The following is a 26,553-nucleotide window of genomic DNA, read 5'->3' as shown; positions in this document are numbered from 1 at the left end:
AATGGCACAATATCAAAACATTTTCACGCAGGTCCAGCTACGCGGACCCGCCGAAATGGGGCCAGACCTGCCCAAAGGCAGCTTTCCGAGGATCGGTAATCCCGGCTTCGCCTGGCTCCTTGGCAAGATTGGCAATGCGCAAATCGGACCGATCTATCTTGGCGGTCTGGGCACGGCTTCGCTGCTTTGCGGGATCATCGCATTCGAGATCATCGGGCTAAACATGTTCGCTTCGGTGGGCTGGGATCCGGTTCAATTCGTTCGCCAGCTCTTTTGGCTTTCGCTTGAACCGCCCGGCCCGGAGTGGGGCTTTCGCGCCATGGTGCCGCTGAATGAGGGCGGCTGGTTCATCATCACAGGCTTCTTCTTCAGCGCGTCGGTGCTGCTGTGGTGGGCACGCACGTATCTGCGGGCACGCGAACTGGGCATGGGCACGCACGTTTCCTGGGCATTCCTCAGCGCCATCTGGCTGATGGCCGTCCTCGGCTTCATCCGGCCGATGATGATGGGCAGCTGGGCCGAGGCGGTGCCTTATGGCATCTTCCCGCACCTTGACTGGACCGCAGCATTCTCGATCCGCTACGGTAATTTGTTCTACAATCCGTTCCACTGCCTCTCGATCGTGTTCCTTTATGGATCGACCTTGCTGTTCGCGATGCACGGCGCCACCATTCTTGCGGTCGGCCGTTATGGCGGTGAGCGCGAGATCGAGCAGATCACCGATCGTGGAACCGCTTCGGAGCGTGCCGCCTTGTTCTGGCGCTGGACGATGGGCTTCAATGCCACGATGGAATCGATCCATCGCTGGGCCTGGTGGTTCGCCGTGTTGACCACGCTGAGTGGCGGAATAGGCATATTGTTGACCGGTACCGTCGTCGATAACTGGTATCTGTGGGCGATGCAGCATGGCTATGCGCCATCGTATCCGACCACAGGTGTCGTCGATCCAGCTACTCTTCCGGGAGCAACGCCATGATTGGATATATAAAAAAGGCAACAATCGCCGGTTCCATCGCCGTACTCTCGCTGGCCCTTGGCGGCTGCGAGATCGGCCCGAAGCAGAGCGATCAGCTCGGCTATCGCGGCACCGGCATGAACCAAGTCAATAATCCCCGCCTGAAGATCCCGGCGGCGGTGATCCCGGCCAAGCCCTACGATCTGCCTGCCGATCTGGGCCCGCTCTCGTCGGTCTCTTACAAGAACGTGCAGGTGCTCGGCAACGTGCGGACCGAAGAGTTCAATCTGCTGATGGCGCAGATGAACCAGTGGATCGCGCCGCCCGAGCAAGGCTGCAACTATTGCCACAACCCTGAAAACATGGCCTCGGATGAGAAGTATACCAAGGTCGTGGCGCGGCGCATGTTGCAGATGACGCAGCAGATCAACAGCCGCTGGTCAAACCATGTCAAGCAGACCGGGGTGACTTGCTATACCTGTCACCGTGGCAACGCGGTTCCGGCGAACATCTGGGCGGTCAAGCCCGGGTCGATCAACCCGTCGACGATCACCGGCAACAAGTTTGGCCAGAATGCGCCCGACATTGACGTCTCCTATGCGTCGCTGCCGAACAACGCATTCTCGACCTATTTCCAGGGCAAGTCGCAGATCCGGGTTGCCAGCGACTCGCGCCTGCCCTCGCCCAACCACGTTGTGTCGACCAAGGATGCAGAAAAGACCTATGGTCTGATGATGCATATGAGCACGGGGCTCGGGGTGAACTGCACCTTCTGCCACAATACGGACTCGTTCCGTTCGTGGCCGAACAGCCGCCCGCAGCGCGTGACCGCCTACTACGGCATTCGCATGGTCCGCGATGTCAACGAAGGCTATATCAATGGCCTTGCCTCGGTGATGCCGGCGCACCGCAAGGGCCCGCTGGGTGATCCCTACAAGGTCAATTGCCTCACCTGCCACCAGGGCCAGAACAAGCCGCTGGGCGGGGTCAGCATGATCTCGATGGCGCCGTCGCTAAAGGGGCCGGTCGGACCTCCTGCCGGGATGGAACCTGCGCCAGCCGCCGCCGCACCGGCGGAAGATGGGGCTGCTGCCGCGCCGGCAGTTGCCGCGGCCGCTGTGTCTGGCGCGCCGGCCAGCACCGGGCCCAAGAAGTCCACACCAGCGCATTGATGATGGCACCCGCGCCGCCTGCAAAGGCGGCGCGGGGCTCTCAGCGCCCGGGCGAGATGATGGTTCATGAGCCTTTTTGAATCCATCGTCGTTCTTCATGTGATCTGCGGGACCGTGGGTCTCGTTTCATTTTGGGTGCCGATCGCGGTGGTCAAGGGCGGAGCCAGCCACCGCTCATGGGGCCAGATAGCGGCCCGCGCGTTCATGGCGGCGGGCGTTCTGGCGATAGCGATGGCGCTGCTTTCGCTCTTCGGGCCTGAACAACGCTTGCCGATGATCAAGGACCGGGTGCTGTTTCGCGGCCTGTTCGGCTGGATGATGCTGTACCTCGGCATGCTGACATTATCCTTTGCCGATTATGGGCTGAGCGTCGTGCGGCACCGTTCGCGCCGCGAAGCGCTGCGCCGGCCGCGCCACCAGCTGGTGTTTGCTGCCGTGACCGTGTCAGCGCTCAATTGCGGGGTCTATGGACTGTGGACCGGCCAGCCCTTGATGGCGCTGGTCGCGCTGATCGGATTGATCGCCACGGCGACCCAGTTGTTCTATATCTGGCGCGCGCGGCCGCCGCGCGGCGGCCATGTCGCCGAACATTTTCGCTCGTTGCTGGGCATGGGGATTTCGGCCTATACCGCATTTCTGTCGGTCGGCCTGATCCGGCTGGTGCCAGACCATGTGTTCAATCCGGTCATCTGGGCGATCCCCAGCATCATTGGCGTCGCGCTGATTGCCTGGTTCACATTCGGACGGGCCCGTGCCGCAGCAGGGAGCTTACGCTGATGTCAGCTTGGATCGGCAACAACATCGGCCTGATCGAAATGACACTGTCGGCGGCGCTGCCGCTCGGCTTTTGCGCCTGGCAATATTGGTCGGTTCGCCGCTCGCTGCGCGAAGCGGACCAGCCTTCATCTGACGAAACGGGGCATCCGGAAGGGTAGCATCAGCCGCACGACCGGGTTGGTCAGCCGGTCCAGCGACAGGCTTTCATGCACGATCTCGGCATCTTCGCCCAGAACCCGCGCCGTCAGCGCGGTGCGCGCGTAGAACGGCGTATCCTCCCAGGTGCGGCGGATTGCGGCGGGATGGCCCTGATCGGCCCGAGCACGGCGCGACACCCGCCACAGGGTCTTCGGCAAGGTCTGCGAAGGCGGCAAGGCGATCTCGTCGATGGCGCCGCTTTCGGCAAAGCGCAGCCCCATCGCAAAGTCTGAACCGTCGCGCCGATTGCCTTCATACATCACCACCGTATCGCGCTGCAGATGCGCACGCGACCAGTGCCAATCGGCAAAGGCATGTTCCAGCGGCTCGATCCCGGCGTTGCTGTCGAAATAGCCCTCACCGCGCCAGCGCAAGTTGGGGCTGCCCAGATCGACCTCCACGACTGCGCGCGGGGCTATCGGCCGCCAGGCATGGCAACCGGCAGCGTCCAGCGGCCACAACGTGCCCGGCATAACGCGCGGATGGAGCATGATCCGGCCCCGGATGCGTGAGGGAAACGGCGCGGTTACTTCGGCGAGGTCGATGGTCAGCTTGGTGCCGTCCCATGCCATGCTGCTCGGTCCGATCGCCAGCGTGTCGTGCGTGCAATGGAGCGATCCGCGGCCGCGCTCGGTCATCGCCCAGCCGCCCTTTGGGCCATAGAGCGCGACGTTCATGGCAACGTGATTTTCCGGATCACCGCGCCCCGACCAGTGATAGTAGGGCGAGAACACGCTGCCGATAAAGGCAATGATGGTCAGGCCGTGGCGGCCGTCGTCGCTGAGCGCGTCGATGTACCACCAGGCATATCCCCCGGCTGGGACCACGGCATCGAAGGCAGGTCCGCCAACAGCTGGCCTGCCGCCAGCCGCCCGGATAAGCTCGCCATCGGGATCCCGGCGCCCGGATGAGTCCCGCCGCCCGCCAGATAGAGCCCCGGCAGGCGACTTGCCGAGCCGGGCCGCTGGAACGGCGCCTGCCACCCGTGGTTCGCCCGACCATAAAGCGCTCCGCCGGTCGCCGGGAACAAGCCCTCGTAATCCGTCGGGGTAACCAGCACCGCTGCCGGTGTTGAGGCCGGAACTGATGACGGCGCCGTGCGCTCGATCGTCAGGCCACAGGCTGCCAGGAAGGCGAATGTTTGCGTCTCGCATGTGGCTCTCTCCGTTTCAGAGAAGTGATGGGTGTCGCCGATGGGCGGAGCGTTAACGATCAACTGGAGCCGTTCTGGCCCGGTGCCGGTGCGTCCGCCGCCGTCGTCGCGGTCTTGCGCACAAATGTAGATGGTCGGGCGCGCCGGCACTTTGCGATCGCGGAAGATCGCGTCGAACTCTGCCTTGTAATCCGGCGAAAAGAACACGTTGTGGCGGACCAGCGGGAAACTTCCGGAGGTTGCCGCGTTCAGCATCCAGGTGAAGCTGGAGAGCGAGCGCTGCGCCGCCGGCACCGGCGGCGTTGCGGTGCGCGCTGCTGCGCCGAACAGGCCGATCGACAGTGCCGCCGGATCGCCGTTGCAGACGATCGCGCGGGCGCGAACTTCCTCACCCCCCGCCAGCCTGACGCCGCAGGCGCGGCCATTCTCGACGAGTATTTCGCTGACATGCGCATTGTAGCGGAAAATCGCGCCATTGGCGCGCGCCAGCCGCTCGATCGCTTTGGCAACCGCATGCATGCCGCCTTCGACCAGCCAGACACCCTCGCGCTCGACATGCGCGATCAGCATCAGGGTGGCGGGCGCGACAAAGGGCGATGATCCGCAATACGTGGCATAACGCCCAAACAGCTGCCGCAGCCGGGGATCCCGAAAATGCCGCGAGACTGCACGCCACAGGGGCTGGTGCGGCCGGATGGCGAGCGCAGTTGGCAACTTCGCCCAACCGATTCGCTGCATCATCGAGAGCGGCGTTGGCAGGGTGGCATCGAGAAACGATTCGCGCAGCACCTCGAAGATATTGCGCGCCTCGCGGCAAAAGTCCCGGTAGCCCGCCGCCTCTCGCGCACCAAAGAAGTCCCCGATGGCGGCCTCGCTTTCGCCCTGATCGGCGAATAGATCGAACTGGCGCTCGCCGTCCCAAGCGTGGCGCGCCAAGATGTGCGTGGGGATAAGCTTGATGGCGCTGTCAAAATCGCCGCCTGCTTCGGCAAACAGGCGCTCAAACACCCAGCGCATGGTGAACACGGTGGGCCCGGCATCGACCTGTTGGCCGCCTGCAGTCACTTCGCGCAGCTTGCCGCCGGGGTGGCCGTGGCGTTCGAGCACGACAACCGGTTCGCCCCGCGCCGCCAGCAGCGCTGCCGCGCTGAGACCCGCGACTCCGGCACCGATGATCAGGATCGGCGGTTGCGCCATGATCTAGCAGAAGGGAAAGAGGCAAGTCATGTCGCAAGGCTAGCATGTGTCAAAATCTTTTGACAAGCACTATGTTAAGCCGTGTTGACAGTAGGTGGAGGCTGCCGAAGCCGGACGCTTTCAGGGATCGCAGCCAGAAAGCTGCGCAATGCAAAGCGTCCCCGGACTTGGTCCGGGGACGCTTTGCATGCGTTGGTTCCAAGGATGATCAGGCGGCCATGGCGCGGCGGGCCAGCTCGCACATTGACCAGATCTCGGAGAGCGCGCTCACCAGCCGGTCGATGTCGCCCGGCGTGTGGACCGGCGACGGCGTGACGCGCAGACGCTCGGTACCCATCGGCACGGTCGGATAATTGATCGGCTGCACGTAGATGCCATGATGCTCGAGCAGCCAGTCGCTGATCCTTTTGCACTTGTGCGGATCGCCGACCATGATCGGAATGATGTGGCTGGGGTTGTCGACCGTAGGGATGCCGATCTGGTCAAGCCGCTTGCGCACTTCGGCCACGCGGGTCTGGTGCGCCGTGCGCTCGGCGTTGCTGTTCTTCAGGTGGCGGATGCTGGCGGTCGCGCCGGCTGCCAGCGCGGGCGGCAGGGCGGTCGTGAAGATAAAGCCGCTGGCAAAGCTGCGCACGAAATCGCACATCGCGGCGGTTCCGGCGATATAGCCACCCATCACGCCAAACGCCTTGCCCAGCGTGCCTTCGATCACGGTGATCCGGTCCATCAGCCCTTCGCGCTCGGCAATGCCGCCGCCGCGCGCGCCATAGAGGCCCACCGCATGCACTTCGTCGATATACGACATCGCGCCGTGCTTCTCGCAGACATCAAGGATCTCGGCGATCGGGGCAATATCGCCGTCCATCGAGTAGACGCTTTCAAACGCCACGAGCCGGGGCCGCGAGGGATCGATCGCGGCCAGCTTGCGGTCGAGGTCGGCGGGATCGTTATGCGCAAAGCGAATGCATTCGGCGCGGCTGTGGCGAATACCTTCGATCATCGAGGCATGATTGAGCGCATCGGACAGCACGACACAATTGGGGAGACGCGATGCGAGCGTGCTGAGCGCCGCCCAGTTGGAGACATAGCCGCTGGTGAACAGCAGCGCTGCTTCCTTGCCATGAAGGTCGGCCAGCTCAGCCTCAAGCTGGACATGCGCATGCGTGGTGCCCGAAATGTTGCGCGTGCCCCCGGCGCCAGCGCCGCAGCTATCGAGCGATTCATGCATCGCAGCCAGCACCTTGGGATGCTGGCCCATGCCAAGATAATCGTTGGAGCACCACACCGTGACCTCGTTGACGCCATCTTCGGTATGGTGGCGCGCGCGAGGGAATGCGCCAGCCTTGCGTTCCAGTTCGGCAAATATCCGGTAGCGCCCGTCGTCTTTCAGTGTGTCGAGCTGCGCGCGGAAAAAAGCCTCATAATCCATTTCAACACTCCCCAAGAATTCAGTCGATGATGGCGCGCGTGGGCGCCTTGATTGTTGCTGGCTGCGCAGCCGGTCCTCGCGAGACCGGCTTACCGGATGATGCCGCCCATTGCCACATGGCGGCGTCCTTTATCGGCAGGACGAGAAACAGATGCTCGATCACGCCGAGCGCCGCAAACCCCGCCAGAAGCGCGCCTGTAGCCCAAGTGCCATTGGCCACTGGCGCGGATTCAGACACCGACCACGCCCATACCGTGATGGCGATCCCGCCGGCCAACGAGAACGGATAAAGCGCATTGCACGCGCGCTTGCGGAAATAGCTTTTCAGATACTCAAGGTGCGCCGGAAACACCTCGTCGCTGAGATTGGGCACGCCCAGATACAGATTGAACTTCGCGCTAAGCCGCATGCCGAACAGCAGCGCGAAGGTGAGCGGCCCCGCCTGGTTAGGCTGCCCCCAGGTCAGCGCGACGAGCAGCAGCAGCGTCGCGCCGAGCGCGATTTCATGGTGGATGACGGTCGCCATGGCCAGGCGAAACCGCCGCCATCCCTGCGCCTCGGGCGGGCAGGGCAAGCGGCGGGGCCCCGCGACAAACCCCATCAGGAAGCCCATCTCGTGCCAGCCCCAGATCACGATGGCCGCCGCAAACCCGATGTAGGCCCCGGCGGCGCTGCTATCATCAGCGTAGAAGGCGATCACCGCCGCTGCCAGCAACGCGGTGAGGCCGCCAAGCCGGTGGCTGGTCTGGAACGTCTCGCGCGGGCGACTATCAAGCCAGACCACCGCAGCCGTGCCGACAAACCACGTCAACAACGCAAAGATGAGCGGCGGCATTGTCACCAGGCGGGGACCATGCAGACCTGCGCGGGTGCCGTGTTGGTGTGAACCGGCGTAAGGTAGAGCCGCAAGAAATTGACCGCAGCGGTGGCGCTGAGGCCAATTCGCTTGATCCCGCCGAGAATGCCGCCTTGCTCCTTTGCCGCATCGATCTTGGCCGAGACCACGCGCATCCGCTCAAGCCCGGCCTGAAAGCGCGGCGAGTCGGTGTCGAGTGTCATCGGGAACACCTGCTTGGTGATCTGCGAGCAGACGCGGAAAACCTGCAGGTCATAATCCGTCGGATCAATGCCAAGGGCCTTGTGGAACGCAGGCCGATTATGATCGCGGATGTACATGGTGGCGTAGATCGCCACGAGGAAGAAGCGCACCCACAGCTTGTTGAAGCCGGTGAGCAGCTTGGGATCGTTGCGCATCAGCAGGGCAAAGGCATCGCCGTGGCGGAACTCGTCGTTGCACCACTGCTCGAACCAGTTGAAAATCGGGTGAAACCGCAATTCCGGGTGCTTGGCCAGATGGCGATAAATCGTGATGTAGCGCGCATAACCAATCTTTTCCGAAAGGTACGTTGCGTAGAAAATGAACTTGGGGCGGAAATACGTGTATTTCTTGGTCTTGGTCAGAAACCCGAGATCGATGCCGATCCCTGAATCCTTGAGCGTATCGTTGATGAACCCGGCATGGCGGCTTTCATCCCGGCTCATCAGTTTGAACAGCATCTTGATATCGGGGTTCTTGGCGCGGCGCTGGATCTCGGCATAGAGGATGCAGCCTGAGAACTCGGCGGTGAGCGAGCTGACCAGAAAATCGATGAACTCTTCGCGCAGCGCCTCGGGCAGGCCTTCGATCACGCCGTTGAAGGCCTCGGTGCGCTTGAAATGCAGCTTGTTGGGGTCTGCCTGCATTTCGGCGATCAACTGATCCCATTCGGCCCGCACGCTTGATACGTCGATCCTGTCGAGCGCGGCGAAATCGGTGGTGTAGAAACGCGGAGACAGCAGAGTGTTCTCACGCGCGATCTTCATCGTATCAGGCACATCCGTGAGCGGCGCTGCCTTGATCTGGGTAATCGCGTTCATGCGTTCCTCCGCGGGCTGAAGCTGACTTCATAAAGCTCGGACATCTCGAAATGTCCCTTGATCTTGGTCCAGAGGCGGGCAACGGGACCCGCCCGTTCGACCGTCGCCATCCGGTTAAACACCGCACTTTCGCCAAAACCGACCCGAATGGGGTCGCCGTGGACGCGGACCCGGTCGCCCGGATTGATCGCCACGCCGCCAGCGAGCTTCACATGGGCGGACAAGAAGCGGTCGCTATGCTCGATCTCGATCCGGCAGGGGGTGTCGAAGCTCGACCGCGCGAACAATCTCACAATGCGTTCTCCGCTGTTTTGATACCGTTGATGTCCGGCGCGGCATTTTTCGCGGCGGGAGGGAGCAGCGCAAGGAAGGCCGCGCGGTTGGTGCCGCCGAACGCACCGAGCTCAAGATTGCGGCCCGTCGCGGTATCGACCAGCGACAGCTCGCCATCGGTCCACAAGGTCAGCCGGAAAGGAGGCTGATTGCCCACGCCATGCATCCGGCGCTCGCGGGCGAGGCCGCGCATCACGCCGCGGATGAAGCCGCTTTTGCTGCCCGCCTCGACCATGCCGGCCTTCGCGCCCGTGCCCACATCTTCGATGACGACCGCACCGTCGGCGCGATCGGTGAACCGCAGATCGCGCGACGAAACCGCCATGGGCTTTTCTTTGGCCCGCAGCAGAGCGGGCGACGCGTCGGGCGGCGTACCGGTGAGGCGGACAATGCCGGTCACCGCGATCGACATGATCACGAGGCTCGCTGCCGCGATCAGCGCGCCCTTCGGCACGGTTTCATTGTGGACTGCGCTCATGCGGCGGCACTCTCAGCTAGCCGCGCTTCGGTGAAGCCGGTCTGCGGACGATTGGCGAGCGGTTCGATGGTGGCGATCTGGCTGCCCGGATTGGCGGCAAGGCAGGTGCGTGCCACGAGCGCCGCAACGTTGTCGGCATCGGCCACAGACCGCAACATCGGCTGCGGAACCTGATAGTGCCAGGGCCGCGCATGCGGCCAGAGGCCGGCATAGCCAATCCGCTGGCTGCCTTTGACCTTGAGCGGCAGATCGCCCGTGCCATCCGCGCGCATCAGCAGATCAACCGACTCGATGAGGCCGAGCGGCAGGTTGATGCACTTGGGCAGGGCGATCCCAACGCGCATCACGATCCGCCGCTCGGTCAAGGTGTAGATAGTCGAACGCGCGGTGCCCCAGGCAATGAGATTGAGCAGTCCGACACCGATGACGCCGAGCACCACAGTGATCGCGATGCCCTTGAAATCGCCCAGCGATTGACCGCCCTGAACGAGCGCATTCACCACGGCCAGCCCCACCAGCAGCGCGAAATACCCGGTGATCAGGCGCGTGTGGAAGGCCGTGGCGGCAAGTTTGCGCCACTGCGGCGAGCCCTGCCACAGAATCCGCTCTCCCTTGGGGAGAAACCCAGGCAAGCCGGGGATCGGCTCGTTCTCATACTCGGTGATCATAGCAGCGGCTCCGAACGCTGCGGGGTCGCGTAGAGATAACCGCCGCCGAAGTAGGCCTGGACGCGCTCTTCTTCATAGAGCGTGATGACCGCGCTGCCCTCGGGCATCGCAGGGGCCTCTGCCCACTGGCCCGAGACGATCGCATCGATCGTGACGGTGCCGGTCTTGCGCTTGACCGAGGCCATCATCATCGGCGCGAGCACTTCGCGCGGGGCCTCGCCCTGCAACGAAACCTGAAGATAGCGGATCAGCCGGTCGGCCTTGTCGATCCACAGTTCGCTGACCGTACCGACCACGACGCCGTCTGCGGCGACGACCTTGAAGCCGCGCGGATCGGCGTCTTGCATGGCGACACTGAATTCAGCGACCGTGCTCATCGGCACAATGCGGGCATGGCCCTCATAATCGAGATCGGGGCGCTTGGCGCGATTGGCCCAAGCGGCCGGCCCGACGCCGTCGACCAGCGGATTGCCCGTCGGTTCGATCGGCGAGCCAAAGCCGAAATCGGTGCGGCGCGCTGCGATCTGGACCGGTTCGCGCTCTAGCGAGGGCACCGTGACCGAACCATGGCCGAACGGCAGATGGAAGGTCTTGCGGTTTGCGGTCAGGATCGGGCCGCCGGCTGGGTCGAGCGCCCCGGTCAACTCGTTTTCCAGCGGATAGCCCTCGCGCCGGTCTTCGCGGCGCAAATAGAGAATGAGCCCGAAGAAAAACAGGAAGAACGCGTTGAGAACAACGAGCGCCACGTCGATGTGTTGGGTGAAGCTATAACTCATGCCGATTTCCCTCAGGTTGGAAACTCGCTGAGACCAAAGCGAGAGGGCGATATGGCTTGGCCAGCCGCACGCCCACGCACCAAAGGCCCCAACGCCACGATGGTTGCGAAAAGTAACGTAATTTCAGAACAATAGACAAATCCATAACCGGTTGCCGGTCCGGCCAGAGTGGGCCCCAGGTCGTTGGCGATTGCCGCGGATGAAATCGCATCGCGCGCAAAGGCACCGATAGCGATGGCAAGGCCGGCGCTTGTCGCCTGGACCGCGCCCCATGCGCCGAGCGCCAGGCCGTTGTTGCCTTCGCGCGATAGCGCCATGGCGGCGGTCAACGTGCCGACCGAGAACAGCCCCGCGCCGAGGCCGATGAGCGATGCGCCCAAGTAAAGGAAACCGGCCTGCTCCGATGGGGCGGCAAAGATCACCAGCGCGAAGGCCGCGATGCCGGCAACCGCGCCATAGCCGGCAAGGCGATGCGCATCGGCGCCTGCCGCCAGCTCGCGCGCAGCGATCGCAAAGCCGGCCAGCATGCCTATCGCCCACAAGGCGGTGAGCGATGTGGTCGCGCCGACGGACATGTGCAGAATCTGGCCGCCATATGGCTCCAGCAGGACATCCTGCATGCTGAAGGCCGCCGCGCCCAGCCCGACCGCAACCAACAGCCGCATGGTCTTGGGCTGGGCGATGAAGCTGGCCCAGACTGCGCTGAACGGCGCCCGATCCGGCCGCGCCGCAGTCGTTGCGGCGTTGCGGGGTTCCTGCTTCCACAGCGCGATAACGTTGAGGATCATCGTCAGCGCGCCCGCCCCTTGCACCACCTGCACCAGCTTGGTTGCGGTGAAGTCGGCAAGAATCTGGCTGATGATGATGGCGCTTGCCGCTGTGCCGACCAGCAGCATGACATAAAGCAGCGCCACGACGCGGGGCCGGGCGTGTTCGGGTGCAAGGTCGGTCGCCAGCGCGAGCCCGGCGGTCTGGGTGGTATGCATGCCTGCGCCGATCAGCAGGAAGGCGATCGCCGCGCCAATCTGGCCGAAGATCGCAGGGCCGTGGCCGCCCCCCGTCATCACCAGCAGCGCGAACGGCAGAATGGCAAATCCGCCAAACTGGAACAGCGTGCCGAACCAGATGTAGGGCACCCGCTTCCAGCCCAGCAGCGAGACATGATTGTCGGATTTGAACCCGATCAGCGCGCGCAACGGGGCAAACAGCAGCGGCAGCGAGACCATCACGGCCACGAGCGAGGCTGGCATGTTCAACTCGACGATCATCACCCGGTTGAGCGTCCCCGTCAGCAAAACCGCTGCCATGCCCACCGAAACCTGGAACAGCGATAGCCGCAGCAACTGACCAAGCGGAAGCTCGGTAGTCGCGGCATCGGCAAACGGCAGGAATCGCCGCCCTGCGTTGTTCCAGAATCCGTGGACGCGGCTCGTGGTCATCCCAGCACCACCTCCAGCGCATGGCTCTTGTAAAAGCCCCCGGAAACCCGGCGGTCGCGCCCGATCGTCGCCGAGGGCAGCGCATGGCTGATCTGCGAGCGCAGTTTCTGATGCGCGACGGGGAGAATCGCAGGCGAACGGTCGCTGCTTGGAAACAGGCGGCCCATCCCTAGCATCACCATCAGCAAGGGGGTCTGTGGCGCGAAGGTGAAGACAAACGAGCCGCGCGTGGTGTCGGCGATTTTCCGCACCACCGAGACAATATCTGCCGCCTTATAATGGATCAGCGAATCCATTGCCACGACATGGTCAAACTGCCCGAGCGTCGGATCGAGCATATCGCCCACGCGCCAATCGATGTTGAGACCGGCAGGGGCGCGGTCAGCGGCGATCTTGACCAGACTGCCCGCGACATCGATGGCGACAACTTCCGCTCCGCGCTGCGCCGCTTCGACGGCCAGCGCCCCGGTGCCGCAGCCGGCATCGAGCAGGCGCAGCCCGGTCATGTCGGCAGGCAACCACGACAGCAAGGTGCCCCGCATTTCGTTGCGCCCGGCGCGCACCGTTGCCCGCACACCGCTGACCGGCGCGTCGGACGTCAACTGCTCCCACGCTTTCGACGCGGTGCGATCGAAATACGTGGTGAGGTTCTCGCGAAACCGGTCGTAAGTCGCCGTGGTCATTTCATTCGAACCCCAGGAATTCGAAGATCTCGCGGTCCTTCATCGGCTGCGCATCCAACGCATCGCAGCCGGCCCACATCTGCGCGGCGAGCCGCTTGTATTCGAGGCATGCGGCATCGACTTCGGGAGTCGATTCCATCTCGAACAAGGTGCATTTCTTGAGGCGCGAACGGCGGATCGCATCGAGATCGGGGAAATGCGCGAGGCGCTTCAATCCCGTGGCTTCGTTAAACCGGTCGATCTCGTCGGTGGCGGCGGAGCGATTGGCGATTACGCCTGCCATGCGCACGTCGTAGTTCTTGGCCTTCGCCTTGATCGCCGCGACGATGCGGTTCATCGCGAAAATGCTGTCGAAATCGTTGGCGGCGACGACCACCGCGCGCTCGGCATGCTGCAGCGGCGCGGCAAAACCGCCGCATACCACATCGCCCAGCACATCGAAGATCACCACGTCGGTCTCTTCGAGCAGATGATGCTGCTTCAGCAGCTTCACCGTCTGCCCCACGACATAGCCGCCGCAGCCGGTGCCCGCAGGCGGCCCGCCGGCCTCGACGCACATTACGCCGTTATAGCCTTCGAACATGTAGTCTTCGGGGCGAAGTTCTTCGCTGTGGAACTCGACCGTCTCGAGCACGTCGATCACCGTCGGCATCAGCTTTTTGGTCAGCGTGAAAGTGCTGTCATGCTTGGGATCGCAGCCGATCTGGAGCACGCGCTTGCCGAGCAGCGAGAACGCGGCGCTGAGGTTTGACGAGGTGGTCGATTTGCCGATGCCGCCCTTGCCATAAACGGCAAAGACTTTGGCGGTGCCGATCCGGTCATTCGGATCGAGCCCGACTTGCACGCTGCCTTCGCCATCAAGGCCAATGCGGTCGCGCAGGCGGCTTTCAAGACCGGTAACTTCAGGGCGAGTGGGGGGATCAAGCAAGGCCATCATCTGTTCCTTTATGCCGCGACCGCAACGACACCCTCGAGACGATCCTCGAGTTCATCGCTGGCGGCATGGAGTGCTGCGAGTGTTGCTTCGTCGGGTTGCCAGTAATTCCGTTCGCTGGCTTCGATCAGGCGGCCAGCGACGCGCGCCGCCGCCCGGGGATTGAGCGCGGCGATCCGCTCGCGCATTTCGGCATCGAGAATGTAGGTTTCGCCGATGCGCTGATAGACCCAGGGATCGACCTCGCCGGTGGTGGCCGACCAGCCCATCGTCGTGGTCACGCTGCCTTCGATCTGCCGCACGCCTTCGTAGCCGTGGCGCAGCAGTCCCTCGGTCCAGACGGGATTGAGGATGCGCGTGCGGGTTTCGAGCGCGACTTGCTCCTGCAGCGAGCGGACCTTTCCCGAACCTTGGGTCTGGTCGCCGATATAGACCGGCGCTGCGGTGCCCTTGGCGCGGGTTACGGCGCGGCTGATGCCGCCCAGCGCATCGACGTACTGGTCGATCGCGGTGATGCCGAGTTCGACGCTTTCGAGGTTCTGGTAGGCACAATCGACGGTCTTGAGCGCGGAGCCGAGGATCGCCGCCTGCCGCATGGGTGTGCCCTTCACGCCGTAAGCATAGCCCTTCTGCCGTTCGAAGCTGTCCGCCAGTTCGTTGGGGTCAGACCAGCCGCCGTTGTCGATCATCAGATTGACGTTGGCGCCATATGCCCCTTCGGCGTTCGAAAACACGCGCAGCGCGGCGGTTTCGATGTCGCAGCCGTGCTCTTCCTGATGCGACAGGCTGTGGCGGCGGATGAAGTTCAGCTCGCTCGGCTCGTCTGCTTGTGCGGCCAGCAACGCGGCCTCGGCCATCATCCGCGTTTGCAGCGGCAGCAGGTCGCGGAACACGCCCGAAAGGGTGACGACCACATCGATGCGCGGGCGGCCCAGCTCTTCAAGGCTGATCAGCTCGGCCCCGGCAAGCCGGTTGTAGCTATCGAAGCGCGGCCGCGCGCCCATCAGCGCCATCGCTTGGGCGATCTGCGCGCCTTCGCTCTTGAGGTTGTCGGTGCCCCACAGCACCATCGCCACTGTTTCCGGGATGTGGCCCGAATCGGCGAGGCTGCGATCGATCAGGCGCTGCGCCTGCGCCGCGCCGTCTTTCATGGCATAAGCGGACGGCAGGCGGAACGGATCGAAACCATGGATGTTGCGCCCAGTCGGCAGGATCTCGGGCGAGCGGAGCAAATCACCGCCTGTGACTGGCTGGATATACTGCGCATTGAGCGCGCGCACGATGCCATCAAGCTCACCGTTCGCGCTGAGCGCGGTGTTGAGCGCAGCCATTTCCTTGAGCAGCGGCGTGTCGAGCTTGATCGTGCCCGCCACGATGCCCTCGATCATGTCAACAGAGAGCAACTGGCCGCGGGCGCTGGCCGAGGCGGCGATCATATCGGCGCGCTCTTCGCGGGTCGCGGCAGCGCCCGCGACATGGAGCCCCTGCGGGATCAGTTCGCGCTCGATCTCATACAGCTTGGCGGCAAGCGCGGAGATGTTGCTGCCGTCAAGATCGAGGGCGTCGGCTTGATCGGCGATCAATTCGGCAAGATCGGCCAGCTCATTGCTGCCCGGCTCAGCCTGCCGCCAGCGTTCGACCGAGGCCTTGAGGTCGGCAAGGCCCTTGTACACCCCCGAATTGGTGAGCGCCGGGGTCAGGTAGCTGACCAGCACCGCGCCTGAGCGGCGCTTGGCGAGCACGCCTTCGGAAGGGTTGTTGGCGGCATAAAGATAGATGTTGGGCAGATCGCCGATAAGCCGGTCGGGCCAGCACTGGGCGCTCAGCCCGGTCTGCTTGCCGGGCATGAATTCGAGGCTGCCATGCGTGCCGAAATGCAGCACCGCGTGGGCGCGGAAGTCTTCCTTCAGCCAGCGATAGAACGCCGCGAATGCGTGGGTCGGGGCAAAGCGGCCCTCGAACAACAGGCGCATCGGATCGCCTTCATACCCCAGCGCGGGCTGGATGCCGACGAACACGTTGCCGAATTGCGCGCCGAGGATCTGCACCGAGGTGCCATCCGACTGCAGCTTGCCGGGCGCGGGGCCCCACGAGGCTTCGATTTCGGCGAGCCATGTCTCGTGGCTGACGATGGTGTCGGCGCTGACGCGGGCATGGACATTGGCCTCGGTGCCATAGCGCGCCGCGTTGCCGCCAAGGATGCGTTCGCGCAGGGCATCGACCGAGGCCGGGACATCGACCGTATAGCCTTCGCGCGCCAGCCGCGTGAGCGTGGCATAGAGCGATTCGAACACGGCGAGGAACTGCGCCGTGCCCGCCGCGCCGGCGCCCGGCGGGAAATTGAACAAGACAGCGGCAACGCGCTTCTCGGCATTGGCCGCGCGGCGCAGTTCGATGATCTTGAACACGCGCGCGCTGAGCATTTCGGCGCGCTCGCTGCAGGTCTGCATTGTGCGCACCTGGCCGGTCGCCGGGAACGTGCAGCCGCGCTGGCAACCGGTGCAGGGGGTATCGGAGCCATCGGAACGGCCGCCGAACACCATCGGCACGGTGCCGCCATCAAGCTCGGGAATGGCGATCATCATCGTCGCCTCGAGCGGCAACAGCCCCTGCCGGTTCGCGCCCCATGCCTGCAGTGTTTGAAACTCAACCGGATGCGCGGCGATGTAGGGCCGGTCGAGCTTGGCCAGTATGGCCTCGGCGGCGGCGGTGTCGTTGTAGGCCGGACCGCCGACCAGGCTGAACCCGGTCAGGTTCACCACCGCGTCAACCACCGGCACGCCGTCCTTCATGAACAGCTCTTCGATTGCCGGGCGGCCGTCGAGCCCGCCGGCAAAGGCCGGGATCACGTTCAGCCCGCGCGCTTCCAGCGCGGCGATCACGCCGTCGTAATGACCCGCGTCGTTCGCCAGCACATAGGACCGCAGCATCAGCAAACCGACCGTGCCCTTGGCATCGCGGCGGCGGGGCAGCGCGTCGGCGGTGCGCGCCATGCGCTGCGGCAACGCGGGATGATACACCCCGACTTCGGGATACTCGCGCGGGAGAACTGCCTTCATCTTGCCGCGCAAGATCCGGCGCTCGCCATCGGCATAGCGATCAACCAGCGCCTTGATCATGTCGAACACGTTGTCGTCAGACGCGGCCAGCCAGTATTGCATCGTCAGAAAATAGGCGCGCACATCCTGCGCGGTACCGGGCACGAACTTGAGCAGCTTGGGCAGACGGCGCAGCACGGCCATTTGCCCGGCGCCGGAGCTGGCCCCGGCCTTGTTGGTGCCGCGCATTTTCTTGATGATCGACAGCAGCCCAGTGGCGGGCTTGTCCATCCGGTAATCGCCCATCCGCGTCAGCTTGACCACATCGGCGGCCGACATCAGCCCGACCATCGCATCGCATTCGTTCTGGCGCGCGGTCAATTGCGGCAGCACCGCCCGGATATGGTCTTCAAGGAACAGCATCGTCACCAGAACGATGTCGCCGCGCAGAATGTCGGCGCGCGCCGCTTCAAGGCTTTCGGGCTTTTCTTCCCAATCAGCTGCGGCGTGAAACCCGATTGTCACGCCGGGATAAGCACGGTCGAAATGCGCCTGTGCCCGCGTGACTGCACCCGACAGGTGGTTGTCGAGCGTGATGATGACCACGCGCACGGGAATGGCTGGGGCCTGAATTGCTGAATTAGCTGGCATAATGCGCCTTCGCGTCATAGAGCGTTTCGAGCGTGATAGCGGCTATGCCCTGCTCGGCGGCATAACGCTCGGTGTTCCGCCGTGCTTTCCCGCGCACGAAGAACGGGATCTTGGAGAGTTCCTTTTCGGCCTCGGCAGACCAGCCGGTGGCTGTCACGCCGTGCTCGGCCGCAGCCATGACGACGGGCTCCTCGGGAACTGCAATGGGCGCGTCATCATGGATGTCGCGGCGCGCGGCGGCTGGCGCGGAACCATGGCCGAGATGCGATGCGCCTGCGGCGTCGCTGAATTCGAAATCATCGCGGAACATGGTGAGGAGATGCTCCTCCAGCCCCATCACCAGCGGATGAACCCAGGTATCGAACAGCACGTTTGCGCCTTCGAAGCCCATTTGCGGGCTGTAGCGCGCGGGGAAATCCTGCACGTGAACCGGGGCGGAGATCACCGCGCAGGGGATGCGCAGGCGCTTGGCGATGTGCCGCTCCATCTGCGAGCCCAGCACCAGTTCGGGCTGCAGCGCCTGAATCGCGTCCTCTACTTCGAGATAATCGTCGGTGATCAGCGGTTCGAGGCCATAAAGCTTGGCGGCCTCGCGCACATCGCGGGCAAATTCGCGGTTGTAGCAGCCAAGGCCCACCACTTCGAAACCCAGCTCGTCGCGCGCCACCCGGGCTGCCGCCACCGCATGCGTGGCGTCGCCGAAAATGAACACCCGCTTGCCGGTCAGATAAGTCGAATCGACCGACCGGCTCCACCACGGCATGTTCGAGGTATCGAGCGCAGCGGCAGGATCGACGCCGGCCAGCGCCGCGACTTCGGCGATGAAATCGCGCGTAGCGGCGTGGCCGATCGGCACAGTACGCACGGTCTTCTGGCCGAAGGTCTTGTCCAGCCAGCGGCAGGCGGTGTCGGCGATTTCGGGATAGAGACACACGTTGAAATCGGCCTCGCCCAGCCGCGCCAGATCGGCAGGGCTGGCCCCCAGCGGGGCGGTGACGTTAACCTCGATACCGAGCGTCGCCAGCAGCCGGGTGATCTCGATCACATCGTCGCGGTGGCGGAAACCCAGCGCGGTGGGGCCGAGCAGATTGGCCAATGGCTTGCGGCCTTCGCGCGGGGCGGGCCTGGCATCCTTGTCGGCCAGATTACGCACCAACTGGTAAAAGGTCTCCGCCGCGCCCCAGTTTTCCTTGCGCTGATAGCTGGGCAGTTCAAGCGCGATCACCGGGCAGGGCAGGCGCATCGCCTCGGCAAGGCCGGCCGGATCGTCCTGAATCAGCTCGGCCGTGCACGAAGCGCCGACGAGCATCGCCTGCGGCTGGAACCGGGCATACGCGCCGCGTGCCGCCGACTGAAACATCTCAGCGGTATCCTTGCCAAGATCGCGGGCCTGAAACGTCGTGTAGGTGACCGGCGGACGCTTGCCCCGGCGCTCGATCATCGTGAACAGCAGATCGGCATACGTATCGCCCTGCGGCGCATGGAGCACATAATGCACGCCCTCCATCGCGGTTGCGATCCGCATCGCGCCGACATGGGGAGGTCCTTCGTAGGTCCAGACAGTGAGCTGCATCGCCTCAGACCTTCAACACGTCGCGCCGCCGCAGCGGGCGGGCAAACAGTTCGGCAAGATCGCCAGCCTGATCGAAACCATGGATCGGCGAGAACACCAGTTCGATCGCCCACTTGGTGGTCAGCCCTTCGGACTCCAGCGGATTGGCAAGGCCGAGGCCGCACACGGTGATGTCCGGCCGCGCGGCGCGGACCCGGTCGAGCTGCTTGTCGACATCCTGACCTTCGCTGATCAGCGTGTTCGATGGCAGCAGCGCAAGTTCTTGCGCCAGATGGCGGCGGTGCAGATAGGGCGTGCCGACCTCGACCGGGATCATCCCGAGTTCGGCGCAAAGGAACCGTGCCAGCGGCACTTCAAGCTGCGAGTCGGGCAGGAAGGTGATGCGCTTGCCTTCAAGCTTGGCGCGCACATGGTCGATCGCGCGCTTGGCACGTTCGCGGCCCGGGGCGACGGTGTTGCGGAAATGCATCTCGTCGATGCCGAAGGCGCTCGCGGCGGCATGAAGCCAGTTCGTGGTGCCTTCAGCGCCAAACGGGAACAGCGCATCGAGCCGCTGGGCACCGCGATCTTCGAGCGCGCGCGCCGTTTCACCCAGAAAGGGCTGCGCGAGCAAAAAGCGCGTGTTCGGCCCGACAGGCGGCATCTGGTTGGCGCGGCGCGCAGGGAGCGAATGCACGCTTGTGATGCCGAGCTGCGCGAACAGCCGCAGGAACTGGTCTTCGACGACATCGGGCAGCGCGCCCACGATCATCAGGCTGAGCGTTTCCGAGGTGTCCGCAGGCAGATCGGCGACCAGCGCCGCGAGGCACGCATCTTCGCCCTCGGTGAAGGTGGTTTCAATCCCCGAGCCCGAGTAGTTGAGGATCTTCGTCGCGCCAGCGTGCTTGACCGAGAGCCGCGATGCGGCGCGCGACAGATCGAGCTTGATCACCTCGGACGGGCAGGAGCCGACGAGGAACAGCAATTTGATATCGGGCCGCCGCGCCAGTAGCCGGTCGACCACCCGGTCGAGCTCCTCGTTGCAATCGGCCATCCCGGCCAGATCGCGCTCCTCGATGATCGCCGTGCCAAAGCGCGGCTCGGCAAACACCATCACGCCGGCGGCAGATTGCAGCAGGTGCGCGCAAGTGCGTGAACCGACGACGAGGAAAAAAGCGTCCTGAACTTTGCGGTGGAGCCAGATGATCCCGGTAAGGCCGCAGAACACTTCGCGCTGCCCGCGTTCACGCAGCACCGGCGCCGATTCGCAGCCCAGCGTCGGGAGGGGCAGCACGGCGTTCATGCCGATACCGCCATGGCCGGGCCAGTGGCCGGTTCACTTGTCGCAGATACCTTGGCTTCAGCGCTGCCTTGAAGCCGTGCCGCGCGCAACTTCAGAATGAACTGGCCCGCATTGATCGCGTAAGTGACATAAGCCGCGAGCGCTAGCAGCAGGCGTTCGCGCTCGCTGCCCAAGTCGCCGAACAGCATCACCAGATAAGCGGTGTGCAGCGCGAGCACGAGCATTGAAAAAACATCTTCCCAGAAGAATGCCGGCACGAACAGATACTTGCCGAAAACCACCTTCTCCCAGATCGCGCCGGTGATCATGATCAGGTAAAGCGCGCATGTCTTGACCACGACCGATACGTTCGCCGCAAATGCGCCTTCGCCCGTGTCCAGATAGCGCAGCACCAGAACCAGGCTGATGAGGAAAATCACGAACTGAACGGGAGCCAGGATGCCTTGCACCATAGTCCAAGGAGTCGAGTCGCGCCGGGCGCGCTGTTCGGGCGTGTAAAGCGGTGCCGGGCCACGTTCTTTCGCCGAATCTGAGAAGTTCTGGTCGTTTGACCGCATCACGTCCCGCTATCCCCAACCTGTCTGACAGAGAGACTAGGTCAGCGATCAAGGGGGTGTCAATAAAAATTGACGTCCAAATAGTTTGACACTTTTTGCCCTTTAGTGCATTTATGCTATTGCGAGACCGGAGCGTTCAGCATACGATTCGCGGCAGAGGGACTCCTTGCGCCGCGGCAGTTGCGCTAGGTTGTCTTTAAGCTTTTAACGCGTTGGCAGGGGGGCCGTTTGTGGCATCATTGGCTCCTTCAGGCTCACAATCTGGATCAATTGGTCGCGCGAGGCATACGCAAAGATTGATCGACGAGGCGCAAGGCTCCGAAGCGTTTCTGGCGTTCGCCAGCATGGCCCATGACGCCGTCAACCATCATGACAGCCCGGATCATGGTGCAGCCTTTGCGCATGATGGGGCCTTGGAACACGACAAGTCGCTGTCGAAACTGATCGAAAACGAGATCATCCCCCGCCTGGTAATTGCGCATGTCGGGGACGCGCGCAGCCCCTCGGCTGCGGAGATCGGCATTGGCGAGGTCGCGGCGCTTGCCGAATTGGTGCTCGAAGTCGAAGCCGATGCGTTGCTGGCCAGTGTCGAGGCGGTTCTCGCGCGGGGCATGGGCGTCGATACGGTCATGGTCGATTTGCTGGGGCCGGCGGCGCGCTTGTTGGGCGAATATTGGGAAAGTGACCGCTGCGACTTCATCGACGTAACGATGGGGCTATGGCGTTTGCAGGAAGTGGTGCGCGAGATCGCGGCGCGCGCGCCGTCGGAGCGATTGCTTGCGGCCGGCGGCCACCGCGCGCTGTTTGCCGCCATGCCGGGCGACCAGCATAACTTTGGCACTGTCGTCATGGACGAACTCTTTCGCCGTGAGGGCTGGATTACCGAACGCATGACCAGCGCCGAGACATCCGATCTTCTGAGGGGGGTCAGGCGCGAATGGTTTGACTTGATCGGATTGACGGTAAGCTGCGATTGCCATATCGAAAAAGTTAGCTCGCTGATTGTTGCACTGCGGAATGTGTCCAGAAATTCGCGCGTTTGCATCATGGTTGGCGGCCCGGTCTTCTGCACAGATCCTGATTTAGCGGCGAAAATCGGGGCGGATGCTACGGCTTCTGACGCAAAGCTTGCCTTGAAAGTTGCCTTGGCCCTTGTTCGCAAGCGCGAACGAGAAGCCTTGGCTGTTAGTTGATACGATAGGTGGAGCGCGGCGCTCGGCAATGAACATGCATAATGCTCCCTCTGGGACGACCCCATTTGCGTCGGGTGACAGCATGACGGGAGCCTTGTCTGCGGGCGCGGCCGCCAACATGCTGGCATCTGTGGGGGACGTTGCGTTCATTCTTTCTCCTGAAGGCGACGTTCTCGATATCTCGGTCTCGGACGGCGAACTCGCCAAGCACGGTTTTGCCGATTGGGTGGGCACGCCCTTGATCGATACAGTCACGGTGGAAAGCCGGGTGAAGATCAATGACATGCTGACCGAGGCGGCCAAACCTGGTGGTGCGCCTCGCTGGCGGCAGGTCAACCATGTCGCGGCGGGCGGCGATGTCGCGGTGCGCTATCTGATGATGGCGCTGGGCGATGGGGGCCGCCTCATCGCGATCGGGCGCGATATGCGCGCCACTGCTGCACTTCAGCAGCGCTTGCTCCAATCGCAGCAGGCAATCGAGCGCGACTATATCCGGCTGCGGCAAACAGAAACCCGCTACCGCCTGCTGTTCGATGTGGTTTCCGAACCCGTGCTGATCGTCGATGCCGACGACCGCCGGATCAGCGAGGCCAATCCGGCGGCTTATCGGTTGCTGGATGCGATGCCGGGCGAACTTGCCGGTGTCCCCGTCCAGACCATCGTCGCCGACGGGCAGCGCGATGACCTGATCGCTTATCTCGGCGCTGCGGAAGCCGCCGATGATCTGGCTCCGATCGCACTGCGTCTGGTCGATAGCCGCGGTGACGCGAGAATTTCGGCGCGCCTGTTTCGTCAGGCTCGCAAAGCGCTGTTCATTGTCCGGATCGACGTGGCCGGCGGAGCCGTCGGCGGAAAGGCGATGGATGCCACGCTCGGCGAAGTGATCGAGCGGATGCCCGATTCGTTCGTCCTCGTCGGCAGCGATCTGAATGTACTGAGCGCGAACGCCGCGTTCCTTGAAATGACGCAGATGCCCTCGATGGACCGGGTGGTCGGCGCGCGGCTGGATACGTGGCTGGGGCGACCGGGCATCGATCTTGACCTGATCATCGCGCAGTTGCGCGAGCATGGCTCGGTCCGCAATGTCGCGACCATCCTGCGCGGCGCAGCAGGATCGAAGGATTCCATCGAAGTCTCGGGCGTGTCCGCGCCGATGGGGGATGGTGAGTGCTATGGCTTCACCATTCGCGATGTCGGCCGCCGCGAGAGAAATGGCGGCGAGAGCGTAGGCGATGTGCCGCGCTCGGTAGGGCAATTGACCGAGCTGGTGGGCCGGATGTCGCTCAAGGATATCGTGCGCGAAAGTACCGATCTGATCGAGCGCCTGTGCATCGAGGCGGCGCTGGTCTATACCTCCGACAATCGGGCTTCGGCGGCGGAAATCCTCGGCGTCAGCCGACAGAGCCTCTATTCCAAGCTGCATCGCCACGGTCTTGGCAATCTGATGTCGTCCGACGTTTAGAAGCCCTTTTTCGCCGGTCGCGATTGGGCGCGCAGCGCCGGGCAGGGGGCGCGGGATTTCGGTCTGACTAGGCGGCGACCGAAGGGGCAAATTGCGGCAAAACCGTCAATTGGATTTGACGCCACTGGCTGTCAAGGTTAGCCTTTCTGCGATGGAAACTGCAAAAACCCCGGGATTCGCGACATCAATTCCCGCCCCCCGGGACATCCTCGAGCTGCTGAAGCCGATCACCTGGTTTCCGCCGATCTGGGCGTTCATGTGCGGTGTGGTGTCGTCGGGCGTCTCCATTTCCAGCCGCTGGCAGTTCCTTATCGCGGGCATTTTGCTGGTAGGGCCGCTGGTTTGCGGAACGAGCCAGGCAGTCAATGACTGGTTTGATCGCCATGTCGATGCGATCAACGAGCCGAACCGCCCGATCCCCTCGGGCCGGATCGCGGGAACCTGGGGATTGCGGATCGCGCTCATCGGCTCCGCCTGCGGGCTGGTTGCGGCCGCCTTCATGGGGTTCTGGGTGTTTGCCGCGACGATCGTGGCGCTGTTTTTCGCCTGGGCCTATAGCGCGCCGCCTTTCCGCCTCAAAATGAGCGGCGTGTGGGGACCGGCCTCGGTCGCGCTGACCTATGAAGGATTGACCTGGTTTACCGGCGCGAGCGTGATGGCGGGCGCGCTGCCCCCGCCGCAGGTGCTGGCGATCCTCGCGCTCTATTCGGCGGGTGCTTTTGGAATCATGACGCTCAATGATTTCAAGGCGGTCGAAGGCGACCGCGCGATGGGCATCCGCTCGCTGCCCGCGACACTCGGCGTGGGCCCGGCGGCGCGGATTGCCTGCGTGGTGATGGCCGTGCCGCAGATCGTGGTCGTGGCGCTCCTGCTCAGCTGGGGGCATGCCTTGGTTGGCGGCATCGTCGGCGTCCTGCTGCTGGTGCAATTGGGGCTGATGAACCGCCTGCTCAGCGATCCGCGCGCACATACACCTTGGTACAATGCCACGGGCACCACGCTTTATGTGCTGGGCATGCTCGCCTCGGCCTTCGGGCTTGGCGGGGTGGCGGGGCTATGACCACCGCGCCGCTGGGCGGGAAAGGGCCGCTTCAAAACGGGCCGAACGAAAACGGGCTCGGCTGGCTCGGCATTGTCCGCCTCGGGCTGGTGCAGAGCGCGATCGGCGCGATTGTGATGCTTACCACGTCGCTGCTCAACCGCGTGATGGTCGTCGAATATGCCCTCCCTGCGGCGCTACCGGCCGGCCTTGTCGCCTGGCATTATGCCGTGCAACTGTCGCGTCCGGCATGGGGCCACGGATCGGACCGCGGCCAGCGGCGCACCCCGTGGATCGTGTTTGGCATGGGCACGCTGGCGCTGGGCGCGGTGCTGGCCGTTCGGGCGCTGGGGCTTCTCGCTGCCCGCGTGCCGGATGGATCTGCCGCGTGGGGCTATGCGCTCGCGATCCTCGCGTTCACGCTGATCGGCGCAGGCGTCGGCGCAGCGGGCACATCGCTGCTGGCCTTGCTGGCAACGCGCGTCGCGCCCGGGCGGCGTGCGGCGGCGGCATCGATCACGTGGATCATGATGGTGGCCGGCATTGTCGTGACGGCCGGTGTCGCTGGATCGATGATCGACCCATTTTCGCTGGCCCGTCTCACGATGGTCGCGCAAGGTGTCGCTGGCGGGGCCTTTGTGGTCGCGCTGCTGGCGATATGGGGCGTTGAAGGTGCGCCGCCGCTGATAGCAGCCAAGCCCTCTGCCGATGCGCGAAGTGCGCAGGCATTTGGCGTTGCCTTGAAAATGATGTGGGCCGACACCGCCGCGCGGCGGTTCACCCTGTTCGTGTTTCTGTCGATGTTTGCCTATGCGATGCAGGACCTCATCCTTGAACCGTTTTCCGGCCTGCTGTTCGGGTTTACACCGGGACAATCGACCAAGCTGTCGGGTGTCCAGAACGGGGGCGTACTGGTGGGGATGATCCTCGTCGGGATCGGCGGCGGAGCATTCGCCGGGCGGGGCTCGGCGGGATTGGCGCGCTGGATCGTGGGCGGGTGTGCCGGGTCGGCCATCGCGCTGGCCGGGCTGGCGCTGGCGGCGGTAATCGGTCCGGGCTGGCCGCTGGCTGCCAATGTCGCGGTGCTCGGCTTTGCCAACGGGGTGTTCGCTGTCGCCGCGATCGGCCAGATGATGGCACTGGCCAGCGCAGATGGCGGGCGCGAGGGCATCCGCATGGGGGTCTGGGGTGCGGCGCAAGCGATGGCGTTCGGGTTTGGCGGGCTGGTCGGCGCGGTGGGCGTCGATGTCGGGCGGACGATCACCGGCTCGACGCCGGGCACATTCCTGATGGTATTCGGCGCCGAGGCCCTTTTGTTCATCGTTGCCGCGATGCTCGTGCTGCGCGGCGCGGCAAGGCCTGCAGAGCCTGCGGCGTTCGGGGGCGAACCGGCATGAGCCTTGCTGGCCGGAGCGTCGGCGAACCTGCCGTTTACGATTGGGTGGTCGTCGGCCGTTCGATGATGGCGCGGATGATCGGGCCGTGGGATATAGCTGTCAATATCCCGTGCATGTGCGACAACCGCGATGTGCAGAACCTGCTGTGGCCCGCCGATATGAACAAGAAGCTCGTCTACGCGCGCCCGATGGCCTATCTGCGCATCTTCTTCAAAGATATGCGCCACGTGTTGCAGACGGCGCGGTGAACCC

General features: G+C 63.9%; 25 protein-coding genes. 9 read left to right on the top strand and 16 right to left on the bottom strand.

Annotated features, from left to right (window positions below; genetic code table 11):
* Position 1 precedes the first annotated feature (1 nt).
* The 4 genes from pufM to Q0O40_RS00970 all read left to right on the top strand — a co-directional run bounded on the left by pufM (position 2) and on the right by Q0O40_RS00970 (position 3,062).
* A complete protein-coding gene (pufM, locus tag Q0O40_RS00985; protein WP_295525036.1) occupies positions 2 to 976 on the top strand; it encodes a photosynthetic reaction center subunit M in 975 nt (324 codons plus the stop codon).
* Positions 973 to 2,127, top strand: a complete 1,155-nt coding sequence (gene pufC / locus Q0O40_RS00980; protein ID WP_295525033.1) for a photosynthetic reaction center cytochrome PufC — start codon at positions 973 to 975, stop codon at positions 2,125 to 2,127. The genes pufM and pufC overlap by 4 nt, the downstream gene beginning before the upstream one ends.
* A 66-nt stretch (positions 2,128 to 2,193) precedes the next feature.
* Positions 2,194 to 2,904: a hypothetical protein gene (locus Q0O40_RS00975; protein ID WP_295525030.1), complete on the top strand. Its 711-nt coding sequence runs from the start codon at positions 2,194 to 2,196 to the stop codon at positions 2,902 to 2,904.
* The gene (locus Q0O40_RS00970; RefSeq protein WP_295525027.1) at positions 2,904 to 3,062 is read left to right on the top strand and encodes a hypothetical protein; all 159 of its coding nucleotides are present in this window, start codon (positions 2,904 to 2,906) and stop codon (positions 3,060 to 3,062) included. The genes Q0O40_RS00975 and Q0O40_RS00970 overlap by 1 nt, the downstream gene beginning before the upstream one ends.
* Here Q0O40_RS00970 and Q0O40_RS00965 read toward each other — a convergent pair.
* The 16 genes from Q0O40_RS00965 to bchF form a co-directional block, all read right to left on the bottom strand.
* Positions 3,030 to 3,929 (bottom strand): hydratase, encoded by a 900-nt coding sequence (locus tag Q0O40_RS00965; protein ID WP_295525024.1) that lies wholly within the window; start codon positions 3,927 to 3,929, stop codon positions 3,030 to 3,032. The two genes, Q0O40_RS00970 and Q0O40_RS00965, sit on opposite strands and share 33 nt — an antisense overlap.
* Positions 3,860 to 5,452 carry a 1-hydroxycarotenoid 3,4-desaturase CrtD gene (gene crtD, locus Q0O40_RS00960; protein ID WP_295525022.1) on the bottom strand — a complete coding sequence of 531 codons (1,593 nt, stop codon included), beginning with the start codon at positions 5,450 to 5,452 and terminating at the stop codon, positions 3,860 to 3,862. The genes Q0O40_RS00965 and crtD overlap by 70 nt, the downstream gene beginning before the upstream one ends.
* Positions 5,453 to 5,660: 208 nt before the next feature.
* A complete protein-coding gene (gene hemA, locus Q0O40_RS00955; RefSeq protein ID WP_295525020.1) occupies positions 5,661 to 6,881 on the bottom strand; it encodes a 5-aminolevulinate synthase in 1,221 nt (406 codons plus the stop codon).
* A 19-nt stretch (positions 6,882 to 6,900) separates the two neighbouring features.
* Complete coding sequence (gene puhE / locus Q0O40_RS00950; RefSeq protein WP_295525075.1) at positions 6,901 to 7,716, bottom strand: putative photosynthetic complex assembly protein PuhE; 816 nt, start codon at positions 7,714 to 7,716, stop codon at positions 6,901 to 6,903.
* Positions 7,717 to 7,718: 2 nt separating this feature from the next.
* The gene (acsF, locus tag Q0O40_RS00945) at positions 7,719 to 8,798 is read right to left on the bottom strand and encodes a magnesium-protoporphyrin IX monomethyl ester (oxidative) cyclase (protein ID WP_295525018.1); all 1,080 of its coding nucleotides are present in this window, start codon (positions 8,796 to 8,798) and stop codon (positions 7,719 to 7,721) included.
* The gene (locus tag Q0O40_RS00940) at positions 8,795 to 9,091 is read right to left on the bottom strand and encodes a hypothetical protein (RefSeq protein ID WP_295525016.1); all 297 of its coding nucleotides are present in this window, start codon (positions 9,089 to 9,091) and stop codon (positions 8,795 to 8,797) included. The genes acsF and Q0O40_RS00940 overlap by 4 nt, the downstream gene beginning before the upstream one ends.
* Positions 9,088 to 9,609 carry a photosynthetic complex assembly protein PuhC gene (puhC, locus tag Q0O40_RS00935; protein ID WP_295525013.1) on the bottom strand — a complete coding sequence of 174 codons (522 nt, stop codon included), beginning with the start codon at positions 9,607 to 9,609 and terminating at the stop codon, positions 9,088 to 9,090. Before puhC ends, Q0O40_RS00940 begins: the two co-directional genes overlap by 4 nt.
* Positions 9,606 to 10,277, bottom strand: a complete 672-nt coding sequence (puhB, locus tag Q0O40_RS00930; protein WP_295525011.1) for a photosynthetic complex putative assembly protein PuhB — start codon at positions 10,275 to 10,277, stop codon at positions 9,606 to 9,608. The genes puhC and puhB overlap by 4 nt, the downstream gene beginning before the upstream one ends.
* Complete coding sequence (gene puhA, locus Q0O40_RS00925) at positions 10,274 to 11,053, bottom strand: photosynthetic reaction center subunit H (RefSeq protein WP_295525008.1); 780 nt, start codon at positions 11,051 to 11,053, stop codon at positions 10,274 to 10,276. The genes puhB and puhA overlap by 4 nt, the downstream gene beginning before the upstream one ends.
* An 11-nt stretch (positions 11,054 to 11,064) precedes the next feature.
* Positions 11,065 to 12,492, bottom strand: a complete 1,428-nt coding sequence (locus Q0O40_RS00920; RefSeq protein ID WP_295525005.1) for a BCD family MFS transporter — start codon at positions 12,490 to 12,492, stop codon at positions 11,065 to 11,067.
* Entirely contained in the window at positions 12,489 to 13,175 is a 687-nt protein-coding gene (gene bchM / locus Q0O40_RS00915) for a magnesium protoporphyrin IX methyltransferase (protein ID WP_295525002.1), read from the bottom strand. The genes Q0O40_RS00920 and bchM overlap by 4 nt, the downstream gene beginning before the upstream one ends.
* Position 13,176: 1 nt before the next feature.
* On the bottom strand, positions 13,177 to 14,055 hold the full coding sequence (gene bchL / locus Q0O40_RS00910) for a ferredoxin:protochlorophyllide reductase (ATP-dependent) iron-sulfur ATP-binding protein (protein ID WP_295525072.1): 879 nt from the start codon (positions 14,053 to 14,055) through the stop codon (positions 13,177 to 13,179).
* Between the two features lie 65 nt (positions 14,056 to 14,120).
* Positions 14,121 to 17,798: a magnesium chelatase subunit H gene (locus Q0O40_RS00905; RefSeq protein ID WP_295524999.1), complete on the bottom strand. Its 3,678-nt coding sequence runs from the start codon at positions 17,796 to 17,798 to the stop codon at positions 14,121 to 14,123.
* A complete protein-coding gene (bchB, locus tag Q0O40_RS00900; protein WP_295524996.1) occupies positions 17,788 to 19,371 on the bottom strand; it encodes a ferredoxin:protochlorophyllide reductase (ATP-dependent) subunit B in 1,584 nt (527 codons plus the stop codon). Before bchB ends, Q0O40_RS00905 begins: the two co-directional genes overlap by 11 nt.
* A gap of 4 nt (positions 19,372 to 19,375) precedes the next feature.
* Positions 19,376 to 20,653, bottom strand: coding sequence for a ferredoxin:protochlorophyllide reductase (ATP-dependent) subunit N (locus Q0O40_RS00895; protein WP_295524994.1), 1,278 nt, complete (start codon positions 20,651 to 20,653; stop codon positions 19,376 to 19,378).
* Positions 20,650 to 21,210: a 2-vinyl bacteriochlorophyllide hydratase gene (gene bchF, locus Q0O40_RS00890; RefSeq protein ID WP_295525070.1), complete on the bottom strand. Its 561-nt coding sequence runs from the start codon at positions 21,208 to 21,210 to the stop codon at positions 20,650 to 20,652. The genes Q0O40_RS00895 and bchF overlap by 4 nt, the downstream gene beginning before the upstream one ends.
* Positions 21,211 to 21,506: 296 nt before the next feature.
* Between bchF and Q0O40_RS00885 the strand changes: the two genes are divergently transcribed.
* The 5 genes from Q0O40_RS00885 (at position 21,507) to Q0O40_RS00865 (ending at position 26,549) form a co-directional block, all read left to right on the top strand.
* Positions 21,507 to 22,403, top strand: coding sequence for a cobalamin-dependent protein (locus Q0O40_RS00885; protein ID WP_295524991.1), 897 nt, complete (start codon positions 21,507 to 21,509; stop codon positions 22,401 to 22,403).
* 82 nt (positions 22,404 to 22,485) lie between these two features.
* A complete protein-coding gene (gene ppsR / locus Q0O40_RS00880) occupies positions 22,486 to 23,865 on the top strand; it encodes a transcriptional regulator PpsR (protein ID WP_295524988.1) in 1,380 nt (459 codons plus the stop codon).
* Between the two features lie 151 nt (positions 23,866 to 24,016).
* On the top strand, positions 24,017 to 24,925 hold the full coding sequence (chlG, locus tag Q0O40_RS00875; protein ID WP_295524985.1) for a chlorophyll synthase ChlG: 909 nt from the start codon (positions 24,017 to 24,019) through the stop codon (positions 24,923 to 24,925).
* Entirely contained in the window at positions 24,922 to 26,301 is a 1,380-nt protein-coding gene (locus tag Q0O40_RS00870; RefSeq protein ID WP_295524983.1) for a BCD family MFS transporter, read from the top strand. The genes chlG and Q0O40_RS00870 overlap by 4 nt, the downstream gene beginning before the upstream one ends.
* A complete protein-coding gene (locus Q0O40_RS00865) occupies positions 26,298 to 26,549 on the top strand; it encodes a hypothetical protein (RefSeq protein ID WP_295524980.1) in 252 nt (83 codons plus the stop codon). The genes Q0O40_RS00870 and Q0O40_RS00865 overlap by 4 nt, the downstream gene beginning before the upstream one ends.
* Positions 26,550 to 26,553 lie beyond the last annotated feature (4 nt).

Origin of the sequence: Novosphingobium sp. Chol11 (assembly GCF_945870625.1) — a bacterium.
Lineage (GTDB): Bacteria > Pseudomonadota > Alphaproteobacteria > Sphingomonadales > Sphingomonadaceae > Novosphingobium.
The sequence above is the reverse complement of the archived record's forward strand: the minus strand, read 5'-3'. Positions and strand labels throughout refer to the sequence as shown.